Genomic DNA, 24146 nt, shown 5'->3' on the forward strand with positions numbered 1-24146 from the left:
TTTTTTACTCAGGACTTAATGCCATTCCTTCGAGAGATTCCGCCCTAACTGATGAGGAAAATCGAAAAGATTAGAATAGAGCTCGGAATCCAGGGTCGGATGCTCCTTCCCGTCTATATGCGAATTTATGGGTGGGAAAAGCCCTTGTCGCCTCAGGAGAAGCAAACGATGGAATACGCTCTTCGAGATAACGCGGAACGCTTCTTCCATACCGCGAATCACCCTTGCCAAGCAGTATCGTTGTCACAAGATTGCTTGCTCATCACGGTCGTCTTGGACCAGAACGTGGAATGGGAGCCGGAGCCGTGGAGTGAACTATGCATCGCTTACATGGAAGAATGTCATCAGTTATTTTACTGTGAATTAAGATGCGGCATGGGGATCCCAATCCCGTCAAGTGATATTGGTCATTATATGAAACGGTTGAAGGAACTGGTAGACTCTGAGGGCTTGGACAACCGAAACCGTATGTTTGAACTGAGATTGGAGCCGGGCTGTTCGACGCCAGTTGAGGGGATGCGTCCACCTGTTGCATTCTGGTCGGATTTACTGAGGTTGGGATTAATTCAGGCACTCGCGCTTGATACGAAAGCGTATTTAGAGAGCTTACACGGAGCGCTGTCATCAGATACTTCCATACTAGAGAGATATTATGCGGACTTCTTACAATTGATTGTCGTGTAGGAGCAACAAGAAGCATTTATGAGATGAACATCTGGACGCAGAACGTCCTGAATCGAGTAGATGCACTTATTGCGGATAGCAGATCCCCAGAGGGGCTGATCGAGCGAATCAAGCAGTTCATACAGTCTCATTTGGATCACAGTTTTTCGCGTGAACAAATCGGGGAATCGGTTGGTCTTCATCCAGATTATACTGCTAAGCTGTTTAAGAAAGAGACTGGTATGTCAATAACCGACTACACGGCGAAGTTACGGATCGATACGGCGAAGAAACTGCTCGTCAAGACTGAAATGCCCGTCAGCGCGGTCGCACTAGCCGTAGGATATTCGAACTTTTAATATTTTGCAAAGATCTTCAAGAAGTGGACTAATACCAATCCCCAAGATTTCCGTAAAGTGAATATGAATGTTAAGTAGATTGCATTGAATTAGCAAGCTAGATTTGTTAACGACGAGCTCGGGAATCGGTCAATGTTTTTGTCAATTATCGGCCAATGTTCTTGTCATCCAACAATAAAAAACCTTGAAAAATAAGGGGTTTTTGCTTTTATTGGACATATGTACAAAATCCACCTTTTGCGAACATGTGTACCCATTAAGATTATGTATTTGAAATTCTTATTGCCACCTATAGAATCGACAGTGTTTTTATGTTGAATAGTTATAATATTTGGTAAGGAAGAATAGGTCTTTATTTGCTCACCAGTTAAGTTAAGGACTGATAACTAATGGTCGCTGTTATCAAATTCGTTCTTTACGTCTTCGGAATAATCTATATGTTTACACTTGGATTTAAGGGTTCGTATCAACTTTTGCAGATGAAACGATATTTGCGATTTTTGATTGTCACTTCGTTTTGGTTTGGGTACCCTATAATTGCTATAACCTTATTTTGTTTCGCTGAGAAACATTTTGATTCTCAGATAGTCTTATTGATTCTTTGTCCGTTAGCTTTTGTAGGTTGTTATTGGTTATTTTTTGGTTTATTTATCAACGATATGGTCGAAAAATTAAAGATGGAAAGAAAAGTACAAGAGAGACAGCACATGAGATAGATCAAAAATAATGATATAATCTACAGCAAAAAAAGGATCAAGGCCATTACGCCTCGATCCAGTTCTTTTTAGCCTGCTTTGTTCTGCATAATAAGCAACCAGACTGCGATTGCCACCTTAAGCGCCACAGCTTCCACGTTCGCTCTGATCTCGGAGTTAAGGATGTTAACTATTGTCCATCCTTGCCTCCTGAGATACGCTTCTCTCCTAAATGCCCTTGGCTTGTTCTTGTCGTCGGCATTAATTTCGATCGCTTCCTTAATTGGCCCATGCAACACCGCATAGTCAATCCAACAGCGATCTACGCCGAATTGCTGACCAGACTCTTTGATGTCAATCGCCCTCAGCCATTTTGGCAGACAACTTGAAGCTATCGTACACGGATTTCGAACTCCGGATGTTCGAGCGGGAGCGATTCGGGCGTTAATCCGAGCAGAATTCTTGAGACATGAACCGCAAATTGATTCTTGGGCAGGTTAATCGGAGATCCCCTCAAATCACAAAACAGAATAGGTAAACCACCTTCGTTGAATCGATACAGTTTGAAAGAAAATGAATAATCCTTGCCGCTATGCTTTCTAAGAACGACTTCCATTTCACGAGATACATTATGCTTATCTAGTAAACGAATCCAATCGTTGCTGACTGAGAAGATCGCCTTTGCTCTTCTGTTTACAGCAATGTCTTTCAATGCATGAAACGTTAGGTCGGCCAGTGGAAAATCATTGACCCAGGCACGCTTGAAGCGCTCTGTCAATTCATCCTTTCTTGAATGGAACGGGAAGAACTCCATCGTATGCAGAAAACCAATGTCCCCAACGATGCCTCTCGCCTGCTGAAAACGCTTGTCCCTCCAGCGATTTTGCTTCTTTAGGACTTCTTCCTGCTGATTGTATTCTTCTTTCGACCAAAGTCGCACATATCGATCTTTTACAATTTCATTCCATCCTTCTTCGCGTGTTCGTTCATCCCTTGCGCCTGGGTTAAGCAATAGGAGTAGTACGTCGTTAGACAAATCTTCATGAATATATCCGTAATACGGCTCAGGAGCCGCTCCGATCTCGAATTGGGTGAGATCCTTCCCATTTAACCCCAACGCTTTAATAGGATCTTGTGATGAAAAGACGGCTTGCCAATAGCTAACGAATTTTTGTGTGCTCATTATGCGCCCCCTACTTGATTATGCTCATGAAACTGCGAAGTATATTTAACTTAGAGATTGTTGTGTTGTTATAATTTTATTTTGATTCGATTTCGTTCTTGAATGTTGCCAAATCACAAATGCTCTCTAACCCTTTATGTGGTCCTGAGTGGATTACATATTTTACGCGATCAGACGTCATACTGATGTCTACGATCTTACGAGAATGTGCGCGCATTTTAAAAACAGCCCCGGACACATATACGCGTCCTTCTTGTTTAGCTGCCTTAAACTTCGCAATTTCTTGATCTATGCGATCCCATTGCACTTGTCTAAGTGTTGCTAGATCCGGCTTCGGAGGTGCTATTTTTGGTGGTTTCGGCTGTGAATTAGTTTTTGCATTGCCCGAGTTTGTTTTCTTACCTTGCTGCGAATAAACGTTATCAAAGTACATGCAATTGGTTGCCATCGATTTTTGATCACGTGGACTGACGTAGCCGCTCGATTGTCCTTCCGTGTTCTTCCGGATTTTCGAGCAATTATTTCTTCTCCTGTCCATGAATTTACAGTTGAAACAATTGCGGGATTGCTTATCGACTTTTCTCGGTCTACGAACGATTGCACCCATCGAGACGCCAAAATGACCTTTATGCGGCATATTACTGATTCCATCCTTTGCGTATCTTAGACTGTGCTTTTCTATTATCTTTCAATTTTTTTCTTAAAACCCCTGCTAAATTAAATGACATTATTGTTTATTAAATAATTTGTTCACAGAGAACAGTTTTCCCGTGATGTTGATTAGCCGCTGTCGGAATAAAGAAAGCAACTTCCGAAGAAGTTGCTAAACACTTTCAATTTTTATTTAGTTTCTAAGGAGGTAAAGTACCATAGCTTCTCTTGTGAATGATCGTCGATCATTTCCGATAACCCAAGAGTTAATTTAAGCGTCTTGTCTCCCTTCAACTTCAGTTCTACTTCGCAGCTCATATCATGATTGATCTTGGTTAACGGCTTCACCTTTGTTTTCAATAATTCCCCTGGCTCAAACAAATGAACATAATCTTGCATATATAGCTGCCGGCTAGCGGGTTTATCCTTTGCCATGAGATCAAGCATATAATTCGCATCAATCATGGTTGCCGCGTCGTCCAGTCTCCCCTCATTGATGAGCTCAAAGAAGAAACCTACAACATCTTCTAGCTTTTCCCGTTGTCCAGCTGACTCCCCTTCTATCGGCCCTTCCTGAGCCGTAGGCTCCGGGATCTCTGCTATAACTTGGCTATCTAAAGCTGTGGTCGCTACAGGACTAGGGGTCGGAGTTAAACTTTCTTTTGTTGTACCGTGACTAAGGAGCTTTGGTAAAACGATTATCAGCACCATGATGACCACCCATGCACCTGCAAGAATCAAGACCCAACGCCGCATGACTACGATCACTCCCTGCTTACATACAATAGTGGATTTACAGGTTCGCCTTTCACATGGACTTCGAAGTGTAGATGGCGACCGTCAACATTCCCGGTTTCCCCCATTGTGCCTAATACCGTGCCGGCAGTCACTTCCTGGCCAACTGTCACTTTCAAACTATTCGCCTTCATATGGGCATAAAGCGTCTCTATGCCACCACCATGATCAATAACCACTTTATATCCGTATCCATCCTCGCTATAGCCAGCCACGGTCACAATGCCATCCATTGCTGCAATATTGGGATAATCCCGCTTGTCTGAATTTGCAGGGGCAATGTCGACTCCTTTGTGTAGTTTATAAACTCCACTTACCGGGTTAGTTCGCATTCCAAAATTTGATGTCACATAGGTCGCCGTTGTTGGCCAGACCATCTGTCCTGCTATTGCTTGAACTGGCACACTGGTTCCATCTTCAGATCCAACAAGTGTGGTATCGCTTAAACCGATACCAAATATACCGTTATACCCAAGCATCAGAGTCTTTGTCTCATCATTTTCATTAATGCCTTCTGCAATCAACTCGACGTCTTCTTGAGTAAAGTCATACTTCTGCATTAGTTTGTCGAACTTGGTGAAATTCGGAGTCGAGCATCCATCAAAGATATTGCCGACGTATGTAACGTCCTCCCAGTGCTCGCCTGTGTCCGGATTTATTCCACTGTTAGCGTCATACTGAAATAAGTTATAGGAATTCATGATGTTTTTTAATTTTGTTGCATAGTTCGGATCCGTAGCATAGCCTGCCCTGGCTATTTCATTGACGAACTCATACGGATTTGATTTCGTCAATGCAACTTGATACCGCGGATTCTCTAGGAAAAATGAAGTGTGATCATGGAACCCCTCAACAGCATTTTGATATGCACGAAATGCTGCTTTCTCTTTATATACAACTCCTTCATCACTCACTTCAGTTGTCCACATTAATACTTTGGATCCTGTCCAACTCTCATCGGCTTTTATACCAAAGAAATTGTAATACTTAGAAGCGAGCTCGCTGGTTCCCCATCCTCCTTCTAATACCGCTTGGGCAAGAGTAACACTAGCTGGTACTCCACTTTCCAAGCTTTCTTTTTGAGCTAAAGGCCCCCATGTATCAAAGAAGGAATTCGTTTTGCTCCCGATCGTCGTTATGGTTGAACCCGATGCGGAATTTGACACTAAGCAAGCCGACACATCCTTAACCCACCTGGTTGAGGTTGTTGTAACTGTGGCGCTCTCCTGTCCATCGCCTGAGGAATAATGGGTTGTCGCGGTGCTTGATTCTTGTTTATACGGGATCATGATATCCCGATTCCAAGTGTGTGCCTCCGTAAGCAATTTGAGAGTAGTATTGCTCTCATTAGTCTTGGTTGTGATGCTACCGTCTGCAATTGCCGTAGTCGTTGTCGTTGTCGTAGTTGTATTGGTGAAGTTTTTATATACGAGGTCAGGCTTTAACGCGTTCGCGATTGTTTCGGGATCGATATCATCTATATCAAGTTCTGCTTTCGTAATTCGCATGCTATCTATGACTTGCACAACAAAAATTGGAGGCCGGTACTCTTCGATTTCTGAGGTTTTAACGATCGCGGCTGTATAGGCATCTGTCACATTTTGAGAAACATCGCCGTCATCGCCCCCAAGCCACATCAAAAAGATAATTGCGCCTCCGACAAGAATTACAACGGCGGCTAATATCAGTGCTGGTATGCCTATCAATGCGGCCAGGTAGCCCAATAATTGCATAATCGCTCTCATGAGCATGCTTGCTAACTTCTTAACGAGCTTTTTGATGAGCTTTTTAACAGCATGCTTAATTACTTTTTTTATCTTATCTTTTACTTTGTCCTTTGCCTTGTTTCCTATTGATCTCGCGACTTCCAACATATTGCCATCGGTAAATCCACTCATTTGGAAATCTCGCTATTTAGCGAGAATTCACCTCCCTTCGCAAGGTAGTCTCTTAAATTTTTGCACGCTGCAGCGCGGAAGGAGCCGACTGCAAAGAAGGAACACTCATGTTCTTTCTTCTTAGATCAACATGGTTTGCAGGACGACCTTTCTCAAGGAATTCTGCAGGATTAACCGTCCTTCCCTGGTAGACCATTTGAACCCCCTCGGAATCATAAGTGACTGGAGGCACTTCTTCCATTGAGCCTGGTCTGATCTCGGAAGGTTGCATCATTGGTTTAATAGCAAAAGGCTGCCCGTTCACTTTACTTGCGGTATAGGTTCTTGCAACAACTTGTCCTTTTCCAAGAGAGGCATTTCCACGTCCGATATTGGAAATACGAGTGAATTGTCCATTTTCTTGGGTAGCTAGGAAGCTGCCATCGCGGGTTTCGACCGTATACACCTGCTGATCTGGCGTAAAGCTTCCGGAAGATAGCGGTTTACCTGTATGGCGCCATTGTGCAAACTTCTCGCCAAGTTGGTAGCCACCTTTACCACCGATAACCTCACTAATTGCGCCGTATACTTTTTCAGCGCTGGCACGCTTGATAGCTGGATCATTCCTTTCTTCTACCCCTCCGGCTACTCCCTTAAAGGCAGAAGTAACGGCTGATCCGACCATTGGAGCCGATCTTACAACCGCTTTAGTAAGTGGATCCGCGTTTTGATAGCGTGGTTCATCCAGAGGATTGCCCTTCTTTTGTTGTGCATCGTTAAAATGCTCTTTCGTGTTTCTCACCCAGGAGTGAGCACCTTTACCGGCAGCAACTGACAATGCCCCTGCACGATAGCCTGCTGCCTCGCCAACTGCTGCTCCAGCCTCGCTGAAGGCAAACTGACCCACTGGTCCAAGACCAACGCCCATCGAGGCACCAGCAAAGCGTCCAGCCCCTTTGCTAAAGCCTCCGGTCAATGCACCCGCTAAACGCATACGAGAAGCAAAGGAGTTTGAAGGAGCTCCATCAGCAGAACCATTAGCAGCAGCACCAGAACCACCCATCATTCCACCAACATGCGCCATGACGCTTGCACCAGCCTTAGAGCCGCCTCGCGCACCGCCTTGCTCAGCAGATCCGCTTTTGCCAGATGCCTGTTTATCGCGAACGGTAGAGATGCCGTTCTTCACATCACCGATGGCGCGGCCCATGTGCATAAACGCGCCTACGCCTGCAACCGTGCCCGCCATAGCGAGCTTGGACCCGGTTTGACTCGTGGAACCGAATATAAATCGAACAGACTCAGATATTGGTATAAATAGAGCCATCGCAACTGTTACATGGAACCATCCGATATTTTCACCGAACAAGTTAAAGAACAGCCAGAATAAGGCAGCATGTATGCCTTGTGCAATGATTTGCGACCATAGCTCCTTAAAGGCGGCTATCGTTATCCCCTGCAACATGGGATAGAACATCATCGATATCCATAAAGGAGCCAGAACAAGCAGAAGGGAAATGAACATGTACCTTTGCAGATAGAAGACTTCCCACCAAATTGATAGCCCTCGAGTAGCGAAAGAAACAATAAGTCTTCCAAAACTGCTTTGTTCAGATGAGAAATCTCGTAACTTGATACGATCTCCCTCAGCCACACTCGACTGTAAATCACCGTTTAGGTTTTCACCGTAATAGGAAAGGTCTACTGGTTGCTTGATATCCTGGTAGAACATGCTCACGACCATGTCATTTGCCTTAAACAGGGTACCTGATACGGTGAAGAAGTTTGTGATTAGCACAATGCCTATCATGCATTTGATAAGAGTTTCAGTTGTCTCGATCTTCATGGTCGACGAAAGTGGAGTCACCGAATATAGGGTACCGGCTTTCACTACGGCTGCCGTAATAATGAATCCCATTGCAATTGAAAGAAGCGCATAACCGCGGCGGATGACGTGGTTAAAATTGTCCTCCGAGTAAAGACCAAAAACTTTATCGTCGCAGCCCGTTTCATTTTCAAAACAAGAATGATAGAAGACGTGGTCGGCTGGATCGTGTATTCCACCAAAGACAGATAAAATCTGATCAAGAATCCATAGGAACGGTTTTGCATACCAGGGATCGGACCCCAGCTCGATTGTAGACCCAAGTTCAACTGGAGAAGCGAGTGCCGACGACAAAGGTAGGAATATGCTGGTCATTACAAACAAAAGCAAAAATACAACGGCTACTCTTTGCTTTGATTTCATTCATTCCCCACCCCAACCAGTTCAGTAGTTTCCTCTCCATCCTCGATCTCCGGAAGTAATCCTTGTGTTTGAAGGTAATCTGGATCGGTATCGATAAACTTGCGCATCTCACCAGAAACCGTCACCTTTATGTAGGCTGAGCTACCGCCTACTCGAAGCACACCTTCACCTTTACTATCATCCTTGGAGGACTCCGGAGGCCGCCGGCAAATAATGTCCATCTCGCCCTCTGAGAAGTTAAAGATCGATTTTAGTTTGTTCTTCTCATCGAATGAGATTTGACCTAAGCGGAGAAACAGCGCTGTCGTCGCATTTTTAACTACAGCAATCCCGTTCGGGTCATCAAGGAATGGCATTAAGTCCTGAGTAATGATATCGATGCCCCCGTTATATTTGCGGCTGCGTCGGCCCATATCCTCGACGAATTCCATCCCGCCCGGAATACGTTTTTGTCTCCATGCTTCCTCGAGCTTTACGCGCTTGCGGAATTTACGCAAGGAAGGTCGCTTTACGAAATATTCCCAAGCCAGAGTTGTAACGATGTGATTCATCAAATCATAGATATCGCTTCCCTCAATCGGTTTAAGATTGAAGTTGATCCAACAAACCTCATCTAACATGTTGTCGACTGGCTTACCATCATCAAAATTGGTTTGGCCATCAAGTAGCTTGCCGTCCGGGTAGTCTCTCAAGTAGCCTCGAAGGACCTTAATCAAGCGGGCAGCGAATTCATCCTTTAGCCCGTCAAATGTTAGCGTCTCTAAATTAGGATTAGTCGTGCAGTTCAACAGGATACGATGGTAAATATCCGTCAAAGTCATTTCCCTTTTACGCTTTTTGCGATAATCAATCCCACCGGATTCTGTTCGGTAGGCGATCTTCTCTGCTTCGTAGAGAGACTCCGGATCCTCATTGATGCCAAAGTCATTGAATACGTCCATGATGGCTGATTTGACGATCGCTTTTTCTTCAGAGGATAGTCCACCTGCCAACTTGTCATAAAACTTCAGTAGTTGGCCGGTCTTGGAGCCGATTGGAACAGTGACCTTATTGACTCGCCGCCCGTTTGCTAGCGTCACTTCTACTTCTTCTTCTGTAATCGCGCAAACATTTATGCAAACATTACTGCCTTCGCGGATCTCTACTTCTCTACCGCCCATAAGCCGGCAGATAGGTCCGTTCTCTCCGTCCGGATCAATGGAGAAGATACGGTAGCCGAGAAGTACCTGTGTAGCCGTAATATGCTTATTGCTAAAGCTCTTGCCAGAACCGGACGCTCCGACAATGAGAGAAGTATAGGAGTCGAGGTACGGAGCGAACACATTTAGAAATTCCATGGTGTAGGTGTGCTTGTTTACGCCTATCGGTACGCCGCCGGTGAATGGAATCTTCGATGAATAGAACGGTGATGCAGCGACAAGTGATGTCCTGTCAAAAAACCGACGATCGCCGCGCTCTTTCAAGCGGTTATTTCCGGTAGGTAACGTTGACAACCAGCCATCTCTTTGCCGATCATAAAGGACTCTTAGGTTATGGTCATTCCCGATAAGATCGTCCTGGATGATCATTCCAATGTTATCGAGCGTTCTCTCATCGGGTGCATAGACGGTTGCAACACAGGTTGCTAAAAAACCATCGTTATAGCCATCCGATATTTCATCCAGCAACCTTCTGGCTTGATTCATTGACTTTTCGGCATCCGCTGCCTCCAGATCGTTCCCACTCTTAAGCATGCTGACTAATCGAGCGCCTTCATCTGTTGCAGCTGACTTATAGGTTCGGACCGCCTGGCTCTTAGTCAACTTTGTCATGTAGAATGTCACATTGACGGCGCCTGCGCGGTATAAGGTATCCAAGGCACCAGTGGTGAGGGTGGTTGTTCCAAATTCCAAGATGAAGGAACGGAACGGGTAGTCGCTGACAGCCCCCTCACTTTGATAGCCAATGTCTCGAATATTCGTCGGAATTTCATGGCCATTTAAACGTATAAGGTCAAAGAGGTTTTTTTTGTTTCCAGCGTATTGGTCTTCCGTCGTATCCGCTTCGTGAAGTTGAGGTTGAGGCTTTTGAGCTTTCTTGGATTTACTAAATGGCAACTTTATCTTCATCCGATTCGTTCTCCTCTTCTTCAAGATAGCGGTAGCCCTTTCTGGAATAGTCACTCATTACAAATGGCGACAGAGGGTTTTCCCGGTCAAATAAACTACGGAAATGCTCAATGCTTGCCGATTTCTTATGCGTTGCAAAATACAAAGCCTCGTATAGGTCTCTTTGCTGGCAGATTTCTGCTATTCCGCCCATTCTTCCATAATTACTGATAATGTTGCTCGCAAGCCGGCCGAACTCGTTTCTAACCTTAACCAAAATTGAATCTTCATCCATGTCCCCGATCATTTTATTGGAATAATCCAGAGTGACAAGGAAGTACCGCCCATAATCGAATTCTTCAACGCCCTTTTGCCAAGTTTCCATGAAAGGGAAAAACATCGTTTGTGCATACCTTTGAGCGACCGGGTCAAGATTCTGAAAATTGTTATAGTAGACTTTCATTTGGTCTACCAGTTCGATCGGTCGCGAGTGAACATGAGTCGCGACATGAACTTCTCTCCCGGGTCCAAGTGATAAGCTGGCGAACAAATGCTCATATGCATTATCTGTGTCCGCTTGCTCATCGTTGGAGCGCAATGCGTAATTAATGGGTTCACATTGAACTGCTCCAACAAATACTCGTACATCCTTCTGCTCTGTCTTCAGCTCAAACAAGTTGCCATGAACAGTCTTGATTCCAAGGAGTTCATTGAATGGCCCCTTGATTTCACGAGTATTTATTGCTAATTCTCGCTTGTTTTTTTGTTTTTTAGCTCTTTTCCGTAATGGAATAATGGGTTTATGGTTGAGGCCTCGGTAGAGGAGGTATCCGACAAGTCCAAGCGCTACGTACATAATCAAATCTGCCACTAGTTACCCCTCCATACTCCACTCTGTGTTTTTTTGTGTCTCAGATGATACCAAAGGTGACGGTCCAAAAAGTGGCCCGTTTGGGGATGCCTATAAAGGGCGAAAACGACGAAAGGAACGACAACGGGTATGCACAATACCCATATGATGAGGTTCACGATTATGCTTAGTGAACTGGTATAAACCCATTGACACAGTTGGAGAAGCAGCAGAACGGCCGCACCAAAATAGGCAGATTGTCTCCAGGAAAACGTCCAATCCCATATTTTCACGGGTCTTCGTTCTTTTTCTGTATCAAATGGTAGAAGAGCTCTCAAATAACTCATCCCCCTTTAGGAATAAAACCCCTACATAATGTAGGGGTGGCCCGAGTGCCGTATTTGGTCAAGTTGCTGACTGATTGATGAAGTAATCGGCCAACGTCGGCGCTTTACCGATGATAACGATCCCGATAGCAGCACCTATCAAACAAGCTATTGCTATTCCCCGTCTCTGTGCGTTACCTAATGAAATAGAGAATAGAATGCCGCCGATTACGATACCAAAGACAGCTACCACAGCGCCAATAATCCGTAGCGTTAGGATCCAATCCTTCAAAGTGGTCGTAATGTCCGTTATGTTGCCTGTGCCGCCGCCAATCTGGCTCTTGTCAACATAATCATCTGCCGCAAATGCGTGACCGGATCCTAGCATTGCTCCGATGGAGAAGAACGAGAATAGTAGCGCAAAAACGACAAGATACGGTACAGAGCCTCGGAAAATCTTCTTGGTCATAACCATTTTTCAACCCTCCATTTAATTTGAGTAATCCGAGCGGAACAAAACTGCACCTCCTAGCAAAAAAAGACGCAAAACCAATCCCCTCAAAGGGATTTGATTTTGCGTCTTCCGCTCTTATCGATATGAATTGAACCCAAAGCTCTGTTCAATTTGTATATTACTGAGTCTTATTTTAAAGAAATTTGGTATTTCTGGCAACATGAAATATCGAAAATAGATATTTATAAACGTTTTACGATATTGCACTATCCATTTCTTGGTTGTATAATTGGCGCACAAGGAATATTTTCCATGACCCTAGAAAGTGGGTGAGCGATATATGCTGGATCCATTGATTAACTATTTCATGAAATCACTACATTACACCTCTGATTTTCCTGTAATTGCTCTGTTCGCAGGAGTTGTAATTTATGGGTGTTGTTCTTTCGTACCTAAACTATGGGCAGCAGTTTCGGTAGCCATTATCGCGATCGTCGTTGGGTATTTCCCAGCTTTCTACTTTGCTCCAGACATTGCATTCTCGTTAGCCAATATGGGCTTGTTTGGAAAACAGTGGTTAACGAATGAGGATCATGCCCGGAGTATCGGAATTGGCTCGATGATCGGCATTGTTCTTGCCATCATGCTCCTTTATCTGTTGATTTCGACCGTTGTAGAGCTGATTCGAAGAACAGATTCCGTATACATGCTCAAAGCCAAAAAGGAACCATCGCTGAAGACATATGTTAGAGCGACATCCCCCATGGTAGCTGAGTATGCAAAAGCCGATCTTGAATATTTGAGATCAAAGCTTGATGCTGCCGATTTGAACTTCATCCAAAATAGCTTCACGAGTGAGCAGCTCGTTAGAAATGCAATAGCTTGGGTACTGTTGGGGGTTCCGGTAAGGCGGGCAGTTAAGAAGGCACAACTTGATTCACATTCAATTTCCGCGGCTGCTTAATAGCAGACTGCGGATTCTTTCTATCGGGATGAATTCGAGAGGACGTCGCAAGAAATTAGAAAGGTCACATCAGCCCTATCGGCTGTGTGACCTTTCGTTCAATTGATCTTTCGATTACGATGTGCAAAAAATCGATCTGCAGTCTCCCTGCACTCTTGGATGAAAGATGCCGGCCAGTTAGACGGCAATTCATCAACCCGATGGCAGTTAATGATCTCCCCTGTGTTACGTCTCATTTTGATGATAAAAAATGGACCATCAACTTTGTAGTGACGTAAAGCCAACATGACTGGAGAACGGTCAAACATAGAAGTTACTTCCAAAATATCACCCCGTTTGTATTACCGGGGGTTTTTCATGGGCACATTAATTTTACCATATGGCCATTACCTGTGGAAGATATGGATGTGAATCCGACTATTAAAACACGATAAATATTTGCTAGAAACACCGGTAACCTTGACCCGAAAGATGCGCCGTTCTATTGAATGAAGTACCCAGTTAGCGTTATGAATCTTGCCGAATGGTCTGACGAAATGTGAAAATTGTGTATTAAAATCACTTGAAATCTATTTCCATGACATCGATTGGATTTTTGGATAGCATACTATCAATTAACTTCAACACTAATTCATTTGATTCTTTCAATTTTTCAAATCTAACTCTATAGATTCTATAAGGGTCCTCAAAAGCCTTTTCTTTAATGTCTGACTTGATACTACTTTCAAATTGATTAATCTCATTATTTGTGATTCTCAGTCTTTCGTAAATTATATGTAGACAGTTTCTTTCCTTAACAGTTAAGTGATTATACAGATCTGTGATGTTATTCTTATAACCAATTTCTAAAATGCCCACGGTTTGACCTGGAGTAATAACTTTCTTACTCAAAGAATCTATTATTAATTGAATATGGTCTGATTTTTGTTTAATCAAAGAAATTAAAGACTGTAATTCAGAGAATAATACACTTTTCAGTTTTCTCTTTCTTCTACTTTCTCTAATTATTCGAGAAATTTCTCCTAAAGAGAATCCGAGTATAACTCCAACCAATCCAATAAGTGGTTCCATTTCAAGCCTCCAAGTAATATTCTATGGTTCTTTCGTAGATATCTATTTCTCAAATTCGTCTATGTATTCGACAAAATTATTGGACTATCCTGCCCGTTACCTTAACGCCGCAGTCAGTCTAAATAACAACGAAACCCCCTTCCTATCTTGGAGAATGGAAATTCCATTCTCCATTAGGAAGGGGGTTTCAGTTAATTCGATTACTTATAAAACCCTTGTTTTTGCAGATTGTTTAACCATGTGTTGAGAAATTGGTTTAATTCCTTTTTCCGCGACGGATAAAATTGTCTCCGATCGTCGTCAAGATACACGGTCTTGAAACCGAACGTATCCTGATAAGTAAGCGCCTCTGCCATTTTCATCTCCGGATGAACGAGTATTTCCATATCCGGGTCAGGTACCAGGTCGCCGTTCAGCAAATAGTAGTGGGTCAATGCAAGTTTCCCATTATACCCGAAAGATTCTATTGTTAAATCCATAAAACCTTTCGATTGAAGCTTCAATGAACGGTGCTCAGCAACAAATTCGTTAATTCCCCCAGTCAGGCGATTTAACCTATCATATATTCTTTCATAAATGCATTTGGTCACTTTGGGTGCCTTCATTGTGGTCATGAGATTTCTCCTTTGTTCCCTTCCGATTTAACCGCAGAAGGGTAAATGTTATCTCCGCGGCCGGGAGCATGAAAAAAAGGGATTGCCGGCCAGTCTGCCTAGGCAATTCCCCTGTTTATTTGTTCGATCCTCAATTGAGTTAGCCGATTGAAACCGCAGCACTCCTTGGTTCCAAACGAAAGCCATTGCCAATGCCATAGGGCTGTTTCAAAATCACATAGCCGATAAGATTAGCCATACGGAGGCCCGGTAAGACCATTAATCCCTCTTCATCGACGATGGAATAGAAATGGTGTTCGCCGGAGAACAGCATGTCGACAACCGCTATGCTTGCCAGTTCCCTCCACATATGTTTCAGCAGTGGATTATGAGCGGCGTTCTCTTCGACACTTGGCGGACAAACAAAGTGGTTCTCATTTGCTGCAACGAATTGCTCGCAAAGCTGCCGGCATTCATGCCAGACCACCTGTTCCAGATCCGCTTCCATTTCTTCATATGACACATCCCCATCGAGGAAAAAGGTCCAAGTAACCGCAGACAGCTCGTCTCCTGGTACCGAACGAAAGATATGAGCAAAGCCATCATTAGTCCGAGGTACCTTATCCAACTTGTCCTGATAACCGTTTTTGCTCAGATACGCACGGATTAATTGACTTGCTTTCTTAGCAATCCCATCCGCCTCCGAGTAGACGGTTACATGCTGAACCATACCCTTGTCGTATAGAAGAAACACATAGCTTGGCACGATTAGGTTTGTCGTTTGAATTGCCTCCTCAACGCCCCCTTTCACCGCGGGGAGTCGTTAATCCATCCCCGCGGCAGGGATCATAAAGAAAAGCTATTTCAGATGAGCCAATCAGAACGGCAAATCATCATCCGATATATCGACCGGTCTGCTATGCCCGGCGAATGGATCTTTGCCGTTTCCACTGTTTCGTGAACCGTTTCCTTGGTTATCACTACCGCCAGAACCATAGCCGGAGCCTCCGCTGCTGCTTGGTCCTTGTCCAGTGCTCTCTCGATTCTGAGATTCGAGGAAACGAACATTATCGGCGATAACTTCCGTTACATAGACTCGGCGTCCTTCGTTGTTCTCGTAGTTACGCACTTGAATGCGACCTTCTACGGCAGCCAGACGGCCCTTCCGAAGGTAATTCGCACAAGTTTCGGCCAATTGGCGCCATGTCACAACGGGAATGAAGTCCGCCTCGCGTTCGCGCTCTCCTCCGTTATCTCGGGAGGAGAAGGGACGATCGACAGCCAGCGTGAATGTCGCCACGGCTACGCCTGCCGGCGTATAACGAAGCTCAGGGTCTTTGGTCAAACGCCCGATTAGAATTACTCGGTTCAACATGGAAAATCCTCCTCTGCCCTGCGTGCCATTCGGTCACGGCTTATGAGTCTCATCAATTAAACAGCCTTACGTATGTCACGTAGTACATTTCTTCCTTTAGCAGTCCTTGTCCAAAGACTGTAGGTACTTCCTTCTTGAAGGTTGAGCACATCGATTCGTTCCATTAGCGGACCGACAGCCATAATCTCCTTCGTTGTGCCATTGAAATTGAAGACGAGCTTGTAATATGGGTCATCCTCTCCTTCAACGGAGATCATCTGATACACCCCGCTTATGGGCCCTTCAGGTTGTTTGTTCTTTAGCGGCGCCTGATCCTCTTTCTGTCTGTTCTCCATGGAGGCAAACCTACTGTCAGAGCTAGGGACATCCTTTGGCGTCTGATTTCCAGCACCTTTTTTGTTTAGGGCATCCTGCAAAACATAATCCATATGAGCAAGCGAGGCACCCTTTTCATCTAGCCTTTTGAACCAGGCGTTGAAGCCAGCTTCAGATCCATTGCCGGAAATGTACTTCTCCATGAGTGTCGCCATTGTAATGATGTCGGATTGAAAAATACCCTTCCAGTTATTCCCTTCATAGATCGACTTATAAGAATCAGGCAATATCACGATTCCATTCTTAAATTGCTTTGAATTGGTATCAAGATTCAGCCTACTTGCCGTTTCCCTATACTCTCGAGAGTCATTTCGGAGAGCAGTTAGCCTACCGCGATAAACGTCAGAGGCGACACTTAACAAAGACGCACATTTTTTCATGCAATCGGATGCAGCCTTCTTCTTTGCATCGTTGATCGCTTGTGCAGTTGGTGTTCTTTCCCCTCTTTTGATGACCATCGTGGCATCGCCGAATTGACTCTTTTCAATCCATTCACCATCATCATTTTGAATCGCAATCTTCCCGAAGATGGAAACGTAAAACATCTCCATATCGACATTTTGATCGATGATCTGGAATGTCCATCTGAGCGGCCCGATAACCTGGTTGAGGCGATCCGCGGTTGCTTGAGGACTAACAGAAACAAACCCATCATGATTAACAGCATACTCCTCATAAAGGAATGGAGCGTTTAATTGTTCGAAGATGCTTCCAGCGTCGTTAGTCATTTCACTTACCTCCTATGATTGATGTAAAAACTGCATATATATAAAAAAGCCGAGCTATGATGAGAAACATTCATCATGACTCAGCTTAAAAGCATCAAAAAAAGCCCTACGATGCAGTATCCTCTTTGAAATAGAACATACCTATCCCAAAAAATCATACCGCCCATAGGGCTTTTATCTTCGAAAACAAGCTCAGTAAAGAGCAATAAGAAATTAACTACCTGAATCATAGCATAATTTGGTAAGGTGAACAATCTGGCGGAGATAGATGGAGATATATTTATCTTTTAAAGATTAGTACCTTATAAAAAGAAAAACCTTTTAGATCAGGTCAAGGAACCTTCGAAGCTTTGAGGGGAAAGCGTTCTTGAGCTGCTTGTGATCATTTTTTTAGACGAGGCCTCATCGATCGGATATTTATTTAGAAGGAATGAGGAGTTTGATAATAAATTAGAAATTCAACGCTCGGATAGAAAAGTGAACGACTGAACCAATAGTTGAACAATATCTATCCCCAGAAATGGCTTACTATTAACGTCTTTCGTCTGAAAATATATCAATCTGAAGCCCTATTATTCTCTTTTGAACGCAAATTTCTGAAAAAATCACATTCAATCTTCAGATAAAGGCAACTGCGCATTGGTTTGCTGACAGCTGCCTTCTCGTCTATAGGGGGATATATTGAAAAATGGAGCCTGCGTTGAAGTGATTCCAGGAGAAAAAAATGCAGTACCGCACGACGAATAACTCCCTATTACGGGGAGTTATGCCGTCCGAGTCGTTTTCGATTGAGCAAGATCGATTAGGAAGTCCTCCAGGAAGAAGGTTTCATATTCTACGGTCATTCCTGGCCGGCTTGGCTGAATCATGTTGATGATCTCACTTCGAAGCGCTTCACCGAATCGTTGCCGCAGAAGCGGGAACGCCCGGATACAGGTCCGTTTAAAGGTCTTTATCGTGAAGTGTTGATTAGCGGATCGGAAGAACTGAAGAGGTCTCGCATTATCGAATGCCCCATCGCCCATTCCCAGATAAGCATATACGCCAGTGTCCTTCATGATCTCGACAAAACGAACAAAGGTTTGATTTTGTAACTCCGATTGAATAGCTTGAAGCATATGCTGGTCATAACCATTTCGCTGCAGCATCTCTTTAATTCGGGCAACGACGAATCGGATTGTCTTAAAGCTTGCATTGTGGAGCAGCTGCGCGAGCTTTAGGAAAAACCTTCCGTTATCGAGGAATTGAACCTCGCCAATCCTGAAGTGCTCGAGCAGCAAGCGAAGACGAGCAACTGTTTTGGAATACGGAATCTTTGCTTGTGGCACCATGCGGTAATGAGCGCCCTCGATGTGCTTGACCAGGTAGACCGGATTAAGGACACAACGAACCGACCATCTGCCGAGCAGATCCTTCTCCACGCTTCCTTCAAGCAAGAGCGGTTGGCCCTCAACCGGCTCTAAGGATTTAAGCGATTCGAGTAGTTGCCGAACTTGAGATGGCCGTGACTTATGAGTTAGGGTATAGATCCAGGAGTTTGATTCGATGAATTCTTTGAATTCAGCCTTCACCTTATCTCCGTTCCGGGAGACGATGTACATATAGAGCTTTTGCGCTGCAACCTCCAGATCAGTGAAGCCTTTCGAGAAGACAAGCGGGTTAAAGAGAATAAAGCGGCTTGTCTTACGTTTAAAGGACTCTAGCTTCCACTCGTTCACGATTCCGTCGCGGGAAACCGACAGCAGGCCGAGCTCAATAAATTTCCGAATCTCCGCATAGAATTGCTCTTTGGAGCCGCCCTCTTCGTATTCCTCATTCATGAGGCAGTACAAACGGTGGATTGGGACCCCTACTAGTGCTCCCTCCGTATTGAAGCGGCGGAAGATGGTCATCATGAGTCGGATCGACATGCCGGTTACGTGGAACTTTCGCAGGGGATGGCTTTGGCGCCGGAACATAACGACACTATCACTTGCATATGATCTTTCTAGGTTGAATAAGTCGGTTAGGAAGGTATAATCTACCGAAACCGGATAGGTCGGGCCATTAGATTTGTTGTTTAACGATAAGAGTCGAAAAGCATTTGGTCCTGACACAATCTTTTCCTTCGCCATCCGGTTCGGGCACCTCCTTTTGACCTAATTTCAGCAAACAATAAATTGATATATACGGGAAATGGAGCTATAATAAGTCCATTGGACAATATGAAAGCAGGCCTTCAAATGCTCCGTTTTTTCGGAATTTGAGGCGTTTGCATGAGATTCCTGGTGGGGACCGCGGATCTCGATATAGAATCCTTGCTTCGAGTGGTGGTACACTCGATCAGCTAAGCTCCCAGTGACATGGGGGCTTTTTGCTTTGTTAAGAAAGATGACTTCTTTCTTACTGTTTCGACAATACCATGAGAAGAAATATTAGGCAATTGGAGTAGAAAGTATGCGAAAACCGGAGTATGAAGTATTTTTCGGAGTATGAAGTATGGAATTTCCGGAGTACAAAGTATTTTTCGGAGTAGAAAGTATATTCCGGAGTATGAAGTATATTATTTCGGAGTACAAGGTATTTTCCGGAGTATGAAGTATTTTATGCTGGAGCACGAAGTATTTTTCGGAGTACAAAGTATAAAATTCCGGAGTAGAAAGTATTTTCCGGAGTATGAAGTATAAAAAAAAGTGAAACATTTTTAGAATGTTTCACTCACTCATAGGTAGACTCAGTTGTTCTGGTTTAATATCAATCAACTCAGGTGCTTCTAGCTTTCCTCTCGCTCGGTACTCCGGATGCGGTTTAAATGAAACATAGTAGCGACCTGCTAATTTCTTGCTGGTAGGCTCTAGGATCAGTTCAGCTGTTCCCTCGAGCTCTTCCATCGCATTCATGATCAGAGAACGAGATCGGGATTCATTATCTGGGCTGATATTAAATTGCTCCACCATCAGGTTCATATCCAGCATATAAAGATCTTGGTTCTTGCTCAGCTCCGAGAGGATAAACGGATAGAGAACCTTCGTCGTATCGTTTTTCAAGTCGTTATACAGAAGCATGTTGATCATGATAAAATTGCCGCCGGCCATGCTGCTTTGCACGTAATCATGGAAAGTGACCGTCGCCGCACGTTCTTTATTCGGCTTGCCAATAAGCTTTAAGGTATGGATTGGCCGGTGATATTCACGGCTTATGCTCTCATTGCTCGACGGATCCATGTACTCTTCCATAACGATCGACGTTGAGTACAAATTCTTAAGCGAGTTAAGGATTGCATTGTACTCTCCGCCTGACGGCTCAACAATAAACATTTCATCTGCGAGTTCTTTGAAGTCAAAGGAAATGGTCTGCTGCTTGCCGTGCGTCAGCCAGAGTCTGAAGAGTCCAATTAGCACTCTCTCGTCGTGCATGGTGAGGTAAGTCCCACGTTCGTTCTCATAGTACAATTTGCGGAACCCATTGCGCTCCTGCACGATGACGCCTTTGTTGTTCCTCATCTGCTTCATCTTGGTTTCCTTAGGCGACGAAGCGGATATCAGAGGATATTTGACCATCTCTCGCTCAATCGGATGCTCTCCGCTTGGCTTCTTATGGTATTGCTTCTTCATATTAAGCGCATTTTCGATGATGCGAATCTGCATGGTTATAAGCTCTTTCTGCTTTAGATCCAGTGGGTCCGGCTCCACGTTGTTTCGCTGGCAGTCCAGGATCTTCTTTTCCCAATTCGTTTCTTCCGATTTCAAGACCACGAAGGCGTTATTGAGATCAGCAGAATAAAGATTCATGAGCATACTCGTCCGATTTTCCATTTCGCCCTTAATTGACTGTTTGATGAGATAGTCTGATTGGCCAATCTCCTTCAGGTTTCGCTCAAGCTCCAGCAATAGTGGGGCTTCCTTTTCAATGATTTTCTGCAGCTTCTTATTCATCGGCTGATCCTTCACCTCCACTCATCTCCTCTCTATTGTATGTTTTGTTCGCCTGCTCGTCTAGTAAGAGAAGCTCGCAGATTGTAATAGCGAATGACCAACTGATCAAGCTCATCGGATTTGAGCTGCAGCTCATTTGATTGGAAGGCATACTCGGCATTCTGTCCGAGCACATGTAGCTCATGCCTGGCTTGTTCGATTTGATCTTCAAGCTCTCTCTTTTGGCAATTGGAAGAATGACTCATCACACCGGCACCTTCTTGGGTAATGAAGAATATGCGTTCCATTCCGCGAGGAACGATCGCAGTTGCTGCAGGAAGTCATTATCAAACTGCTGAGGGTTGTCCGACAGGTAATTCAGAATGCCTTCATCGTCAATCGTATTTAGCCGATAGAGCCGCGGCATCTTCATAGCCGAATACACATCAGAAATAGCCGCAATCCTTCCGATGAAGCTCTCTTCCGGGATACCCTGCGGATAGCCGCTTCCATCGAGGCGCTCATGATGCGATTGGCAGAAGTGTATGATGTCATCGCCAAAATGGAGTTCCGTTAGTGCGTCCACGCCTTTTTGAACATGTTCAATCAGGCCGAGCCGCTCCTCCTCCGATAATTTGCGGGATGATTTTAAGATGTCATCGGGCATCGTGAGCTTGCCAATGTCGTGGAGTAAGCCGGCTAAAAACATTCGTTCTGCCAATTGAGGGCGATCCATCCGCAAACAGAGATGATAGGCTGCGAAAGCAACGACAAGCGAATGATCCGCTGTTGCTTGGCACCTGTATTGAAGGGCAAGAAATAGCGTTTTGCCTTTCTCCCACTCCATGTCCTTGTGTTGGGAACTCAGCTGCATAAACAAATGCTTAGAATCGTCCAGAATAGCCACCATTTACCTCCTTGGATGAAAAAAAAGACGCGAAACCAACCCTTCCGGGTGATTTCGCGTCTTCCGCTCATGTATTGTGAATTTATCTCATTATAATACAGCAAGAAAATAAAAGGAACGTTTTTATCCCTTCGAATTTCCATATTTCCGGGCGCCGACGCTTGCGGGGCCCCATGCCGATCTCAAGAGCGAGCTGCCAGCTATTCGGTTATTCAAATTGATCCAGGCGATCGATGATCATCCGGATCAGCTCGCGCTGCTTCCCTTTTTGGATCTCGACGATGAAGTCCATAAACAAAATGGAGAGGAGCTCGTCCAAACTCATCGCGAAGCCGGGCGAGGCAACCGATACGTCATGCAGGAAGATTTCCCCGCGCAATGCCAGCTCCCGCTTCATCTGAAGAGAAAGCACCATCCACCGGAGGCGCCGCTGGTAGTCTCCCGCTCCAGCCGGCTTCTTCTGATAGTAGTGGCGCTTCTGTTCGATGAGACGCTTTGCGATCATATCTGGAACAAATTCATCGCGGATCTGGACCAAGAAGTCTTCATACAGCAGACGTATCAAAACATCCGTTGTAAAAACGTCCGCGAACTCATTTTGTGTTAGCACGTTCAAGTCGGCCAGGAAGACTTCCGCGCGCAGAAAGTCAACATCCCGGCCGCGAACACGGACCTCTACCACTTTAGGACTCAGGAATAGGTTTCTCCAGCTGGCTTTATGGCTGCCGTGACCGTGAAGTTCGGATAACTTCTGCCGGACAATGCCTAGACTACGATTCACCCCCTCCACGGAATAAAACCTCCCCTCTAAATATGTAGTTCATGATCAGCCGGTGCGCCGCCTTCCGGATGGAGACATTCCATTGCATGGACAGCTCCACGATCTGATCATAGACGGCGAGCGTCGGCTCGGCATGCATATATTGCTTGGTGTCCTCGTAGACGAGCTCCGGATACTGCTCCGGAAAGAGCCGGTGCTGATTAAGCGCAGCGATAAGGATTTTTGTATTCGAGATCGTCTCATTGCGGGCTGCCACTTTAAGCGCTAGGGCTCTGCGGCGGAGTTCCTCCCGCTGCCGCGGCGTCACCGGAAATTTGATGTCCTTCAGCTTATCGGATCGCTCTTTCCTGTCCTTCTTAGGACTCGCTTCTCTCGTAGTCGCTGTCGGCGTCGTAGTCATTTGAATCGAAGTCTTTGAGACGGATCCCGCTTCGGACTGGAATATGATGTTTAGGTTGTCCCTCTCCTTCTCGCTGATCATCCCCGCGTGCCTCCCTTATCTCCTAGGGTCATTCTGCCATGCTTCCACGAATCCATAATTCCACGCCTTGATTAATACAAGCTTATGCGAAAGGGAAGCGGGTAGAACGCGGTTGCCGTTTAAATCTAGCACTTCCGGACAATACTAATCTTATAGATCCTGGCGGAAGGAGTGCTCTCCCGTGGACAATCAACTCACTTCAAAAGAAGCGGCGCAGCTGGGCAGCATCATGAGGAAAATCAGCAGTCTGCATGCCACCAAGGGCAAGCCCAAGAACAAATAAATCGCGATCGGAACTGCCGGCCCGGGCGCCACAAGCCGGGCTTTTTGACGTTTCGCATACCCGCAAACAGTTTGTAAACAAACACTCGGCGCCCGGCTCTCGCTCCTTTCGCCGCCGTGCCTCTCCTTCCCCTCTCTCCCGCTCCAGCTCATGTGATTATTTCCGTTCGGCTGCTGGGTAGTCTTGCTGCCCGCTTCCTTTGCTCCATTGTCTACCCCTGCAATTTATGTGCTCCCACCTCGATGTTCGGCTTGACTTCGACTTCGATCTCTGGCACTTCCCTTCCCCTTTTAAACTTGTTTTCCGCGCAGCGCGCGGCGGTCCCTCTCGCCCCCTGACTGCCTTCTACCTGGGTACGGATTAAGTAGCAGAACTGATGTCTTCGTCTAGATCCGTACGAAGTTTAGATCCGGATCAAGGATCAGAGTTGAACGCTGCAGCTAGATCCGGACTTAGGATACGGAGTAGAAGAATTGGTATAAAGGGGAAGGAAACGGAAGAATGCGA

At 45.1% G+C, this 24146-nt stretch carries 23 protein-coding genes; 3 read left to right on the forward strand and 20 right to left on the reverse strand.

The genetic code is table 11. The annotated features are described in order from the left end of the window. The first annotated feature begins 168 nt into the window (after positions 1-168). Both ELR57_RS22220 and ELR57_RS22225 read left to right on the forward strand, forming a co-directional pair. A complete protein-coding gene (locus ELR57_RS22220) occupies positions 169-684 on the forward strand; it encodes a hypothetical protein (RefSeq protein WP_126961285.1) in 516 nt (171 codons plus the stop codon). A gap of 23 nt (positions 685-707) precedes the next feature. Then, positions 708-1022, forward strand: coding sequence for a helix-turn-helix transcriptional regulator (locus ELR57_RS22225; RefSeq protein WP_126961286.1), 315 nt, complete (start codon positions 708-710; stop codon positions 1020-1022). A 1086-nt stretch (positions 1023-2108) separates the two neighbouring features. On the opposite strand, the gene ELR57_RS22230 is transcribed toward ELR57_RS22225, so the two are convergent. The 9 genes from ELR57_RS22230 to ELR57_RS22270 all read right to left on the reverse strand — a co-directional run bounded on the left by ELR57_RS22230 (position 2109) and on the right by ELR57_RS22270 (position 12209). Continuing rightward, the gene (locus ELR57_RS22230; RefSeq protein WP_126961287.1) at positions 2109-2900 is read right to left on the reverse strand and encodes a hypothetical protein; all 792 of its coding nucleotides are present in this window, start codon (positions 2898-2900) and stop codon (positions 2109-2111) included. Positions 2901-2976: 76 nt separating this feature from the next. Then, positions 2977-3537, reverse strand: a complete 561-nt coding sequence (locus tag ELR57_RS22235; protein WP_126961288.1) for a hypothetical protein — start codon at positions 3535-3537, stop codon at positions 2977-2979. A 203-nt stretch (positions 3538-3740) separates the two neighbouring features. Continuing rightward, the gene (locus ELR57_RS22240) at positions 3741-4307 is read right to left on the reverse strand and encodes a hypothetical protein (RefSeq protein ID WP_126961289.1); all 567 of its coding nucleotides are present in this window, start codon (positions 4305-4307) and stop codon (positions 3741-3743) included. A gap of 8 nt (positions 4308-4315) precedes the next feature. Beyond that, complete coding sequence (locus tag ELR57_RS22245) at positions 4316-6244, reverse strand: glucosaminidase domain-containing protein (protein WP_126961290.1); 1929 nt, start codon at positions 6242-6244, stop codon at positions 4316-4318. A 52-nt stretch (positions 6245-6296) separates the two neighbouring features. Beyond that, positions 6297-8471: a hypothetical protein gene (locus ELR57_RS22250; RefSeq protein WP_126961291.1), complete on the reverse strand. Its 2175-nt coding sequence runs from the start codon at positions 8469-8471 to the stop codon at positions 6297-6299. Beyond that, positions 8468-10579, reverse strand: coding sequence for a VirB4 family type IV secretion system protein (locus tag ELR57_RS22255; protein WP_126961292.1), 2112 nt, complete (start codon positions 10577-10579; stop codon positions 8468-8470). The genes ELR57_RS22250 and ELR57_RS22255 overlap by 4 nt, the downstream gene beginning before the upstream one ends. Beyond that, the gene (locus ELR57_RS22260; protein ID WP_126961293.1) at positions 10557-11429 is read right to left on the reverse strand and encodes a hypothetical protein; all 873 of its coding nucleotides are present in this window, start codon (positions 11427-11429) and stop codon (positions 10557-10559) included. Before ELR57_RS22260 ends, ELR57_RS22255 begins: the two co-directional genes overlap by 23 nt. Next, on the reverse strand, positions 11429-11755 hold the full coding sequence (locus tag ELR57_RS28680; protein WP_126961294.1) for a PrgI family mobile element protein: 327 nt from the start codon (positions 11753-11755) through the stop codon (positions 11429-11431). Before ELR57_RS28680 ends, ELR57_RS22260 begins: the two co-directional genes overlap by 1 nt. A gap of 58 nt (positions 11756-11813) precedes the next feature. Beyond that, the gene (locus tag ELR57_RS22270) at positions 11814-12209 is read right to left on the reverse strand and encodes a hypothetical protein (RefSeq protein WP_126961295.1); all 396 of its coding nucleotides are present in this window, start codon (positions 12207-12209) and stop codon (positions 11814-11816) included. A gap of 319 nt (positions 12210-12528) precedes the next feature. On the opposite strand from ELR57_RS22270, the gene ELR57_RS22275 reads away from it, so the two are divergent. Further along, the gene (locus ELR57_RS22275; protein WP_126961296.1) at positions 12529-13152 is read left to right on the forward strand and encodes a hypothetical protein; all 624 of its coding nucleotides are present in this window, start codon (positions 12529-12531) and stop codon (positions 13150-13152) included. Between the two features lie 558 nt (positions 13153-13710). Here ELR57_RS22275 and ELR57_RS22280 read toward each other — a convergent pair. The 11 genes from ELR57_RS22280 to ELR57_RS22330 form a co-directional block, all read right to left on the reverse strand. Further along, complete coding sequence (locus ELR57_RS22280) at positions 13711-14223, reverse strand: 14-3-3 family protein (protein ID WP_126961297.1); 513 nt, start codon at positions 14221-14223, stop codon at positions 13711-13713. Positions 14224-14423: 200 nt separating this feature from the next. Continuing rightward, the gene (locus tag ELR57_RS22285; RefSeq protein ID WP_126961298.1) at positions 14424-14837 is read right to left on the reverse strand and encodes a DUF1249 domain-containing protein; all 414 of its coding nucleotides are present in this window, start codon (positions 14835-14837) and stop codon (positions 14424-14426) included. A gap of 139 nt (positions 14838-14976) precedes the next feature. Beyond that, positions 14977-15582, reverse strand: coding sequence for a hypothetical protein (locus ELR57_RS22290; protein WP_126961299.1), 606 nt, complete (start codon positions 15580-15582; stop codon positions 14977-14979). Positions 15583-15693: 111 nt separating this feature from the next. Next, entirely contained in the window at positions 15694-16191 is a 498-nt protein-coding gene (gene ssb, locus ELR57_RS22295; protein WP_126961300.1) for a single-stranded DNA-binding protein, read from the reverse strand. Positions 16192-16247: 56 nt separating this feature from the next. Continuing rightward, entirely contained in the window at positions 16248-17294 is a 1047-nt protein-coding gene (locus ELR57_RS22300) for an RAD52 family DNA repair protein (RefSeq protein ID WP_126961301.1), read from the reverse strand. A 764-nt stretch (positions 17295-18058) separates the two neighbouring features. Next, complete coding sequence (locus ELR57_RS22305) at positions 18059-19408, reverse strand: hypothetical protein (RefSeq protein ID WP_126961302.1); 1350 nt, start codon at positions 19406-19408, stop codon at positions 18059-18061. 579 nt (positions 19409-19987) lie between these two features. Then, positions 19988-21223: a hypothetical protein gene (locus ELR57_RS22310; RefSeq protein WP_126961303.1), complete on the reverse strand. Its 1236-nt coding sequence runs from the start codon at positions 21221-21223 to the stop codon at positions 19988-19990. A 17-nt stretch (positions 21224-21240) separates the two neighbouring features. Beyond that, entirely contained in the window at positions 21241-21495 is a 255-nt protein-coding gene (locus tag ELR57_RS28685) for an aspartyl-phosphate phosphatase Spo0E family protein (protein ID WP_126961304.1), read from the reverse strand. Then, positions 21453-22094, reverse strand: a complete 642-nt coding sequence (locus ELR57_RS22320; RefSeq protein WP_158630134.1) for an HD-GYP domain-containing protein — start codon at positions 22092-22094, stop codon at positions 21453-21455. The genes ELR57_RS28685 and ELR57_RS22320 overlap by 43 nt, the downstream gene beginning before the upstream one ends. A gap of 208 nt (positions 22095-22302) precedes the next feature. Beyond that, the gene (locus ELR57_RS22325; protein ID WP_126961306.1) at positions 22303-22884 is read right to left on the reverse strand and encodes a hypothetical protein; all 582 of its coding nucleotides are present in this window, start codon (positions 22882-22884) and stop codon (positions 22303-22305) included. Next, positions 22865-23356, reverse strand: coding sequence for a hypothetical protein (locus ELR57_RS22330; RefSeq protein WP_126961307.1), 492 nt, complete (start codon positions 23354-23356; stop codon positions 22865-22867). The genes ELR57_RS22325 and ELR57_RS22330 overlap by 20 nt, the downstream gene beginning before the upstream one ends. Positions 23357-24146 lie beyond the last annotated feature (790 nt).

This window comes from Cohnella sp. AR92 (genome assembly GCF_003990975.1).
In the GTDB taxonomy this organism is placed as follows: Bacteria; Bacillota; Bacilli; order Paenibacillales; family Paenibacillaceae; genus Cohnella.

Excerpts from the sequence above, each read along its gene's own strand:
- ELR57_RS22220 (WP_126961285.1), top strand. The coding sequence starts at position 169 with ATGGAATACGCTCTTCGAGATAACGCGGAACGCTTCTTCCATACCGCG.
- ELR57_RS22225 (WP_126961286.1), top strand. The coding sequence starts at position 708 with ATGAACATCTGGACGCAGAACGTCCTGAATCGAGTAGATGCACTTATT.
- ELR57_RS22230 (WP_126961287.1), bottom strand. The coding sequence starts at position 2,900 with ATGAGCACACAAAAATTCGTTAGCTATTGGCAAGCCGTCTTTTCATCA.
- ELR57_RS22235 (WP_126961288.1), bottom strand. The coding sequence starts at position 3,537 with ATGCCGCATAAAGGTCATTTTGGCGTCTCGATGGGTGCAATCGTTCGT.
- ELR57_RS22240 (WP_126961289.1), bottom strand. The coding sequence starts at position 4,307 with ATGCGGCGTTGGGTCTTGATTCTTGCAGGTGCATGGGTGGTCATCATG.
- ELR57_RS22245 (WP_126961290.1), bottom strand. The coding sequence starts at position 6,244 with ATGAGTGGATTTACCGATGGCAATATGTTGGAAGTCGCGAGATCAATA.
- ELR57_RS22250 (WP_126961291.1), bottom strand. The coding sequence starts at position 8,471 with ATGAAATCAAAGCAAAGAGTAGCCGTTGTATTTTTGCTTTTGTTTGTA.
- ELR57_RS22255 (WP_126961292.1), bottom strand. The coding sequence starts at position 10,579 with ATGAAGATAAAGTTGCCATTTAGTAAATCCAAGAAAGCTCAAAAGCCT.
- ELR57_RS28680 (WP_126961294.1), bottom strand. The coding sequence starts at position 11,755 with ATGAGTTATTTGAGAGCTCTTCTACCATTTGATACAGAAAAAGAACGA.
- ELR57_RS22270 (WP_126961295.1), bottom strand. The coding sequence starts at position 12,209 with ATGGTTATGACCAAGAAGATTTTCCGAGGCTCTGTACCGTATCTTGTC.
- ELR57_RS22275 (WP_126961296.1), top strand. The coding sequence starts at position 12,529 with ATGCTGGATCCATTGATTAACTATTTCATGAAATCACTACATTACACC.
- ELR57_RS22280 (WP_126961297.1), bottom strand. The coding sequence starts at position 14,223 with ATGGAACCACTTATTGGATTGGTTGGAGTTATACTCGGATTCTCTTTA.
- ELR57_RS22285 (WP_126961298.1), bottom strand. The coding sequence starts at position 14,837 with ATGACCACAATGAAGGCACCCAAAGTGACCAAATGCATTTATGAAAGA.
- ssb (WP_126961300.1), bottom strand. The coding sequence starts at position 16,191 with ATGTTGAACCGAGTAATTCTAATCGGGCGTTTGACCAAAGACCCTGAG.
- ELR57_RS22300 (WP_126961301.1), bottom strand. The coding sequence starts at position 17,294 with ATGACTAACGACGCTGGAAGCATCTTCGAACAATTAAACGCTCCATTC.
- ELR57_RS22305 (WP_126961302.1), bottom strand. The coding sequence starts at position 19,408 with ATGGCGAAGGAAAAGATTGTGTCAGGACCAAATGCTTTTCGACTCTTA.
- ELR57_RS28685 (WP_126961304.1), bottom strand. The coding sequence starts at position 21,495 with ATGGAACGCATATTCTTCATTACCCAAGAAGGTGCCGGTGTGATGAGT.
- ELR57_RS22330 (WP_126961307.1), bottom strand. The coding sequence starts at position 23,356 with ATGATCAGCGAGAAGGAGAGGGACAACCTAAACATCATATTCCAGTCC.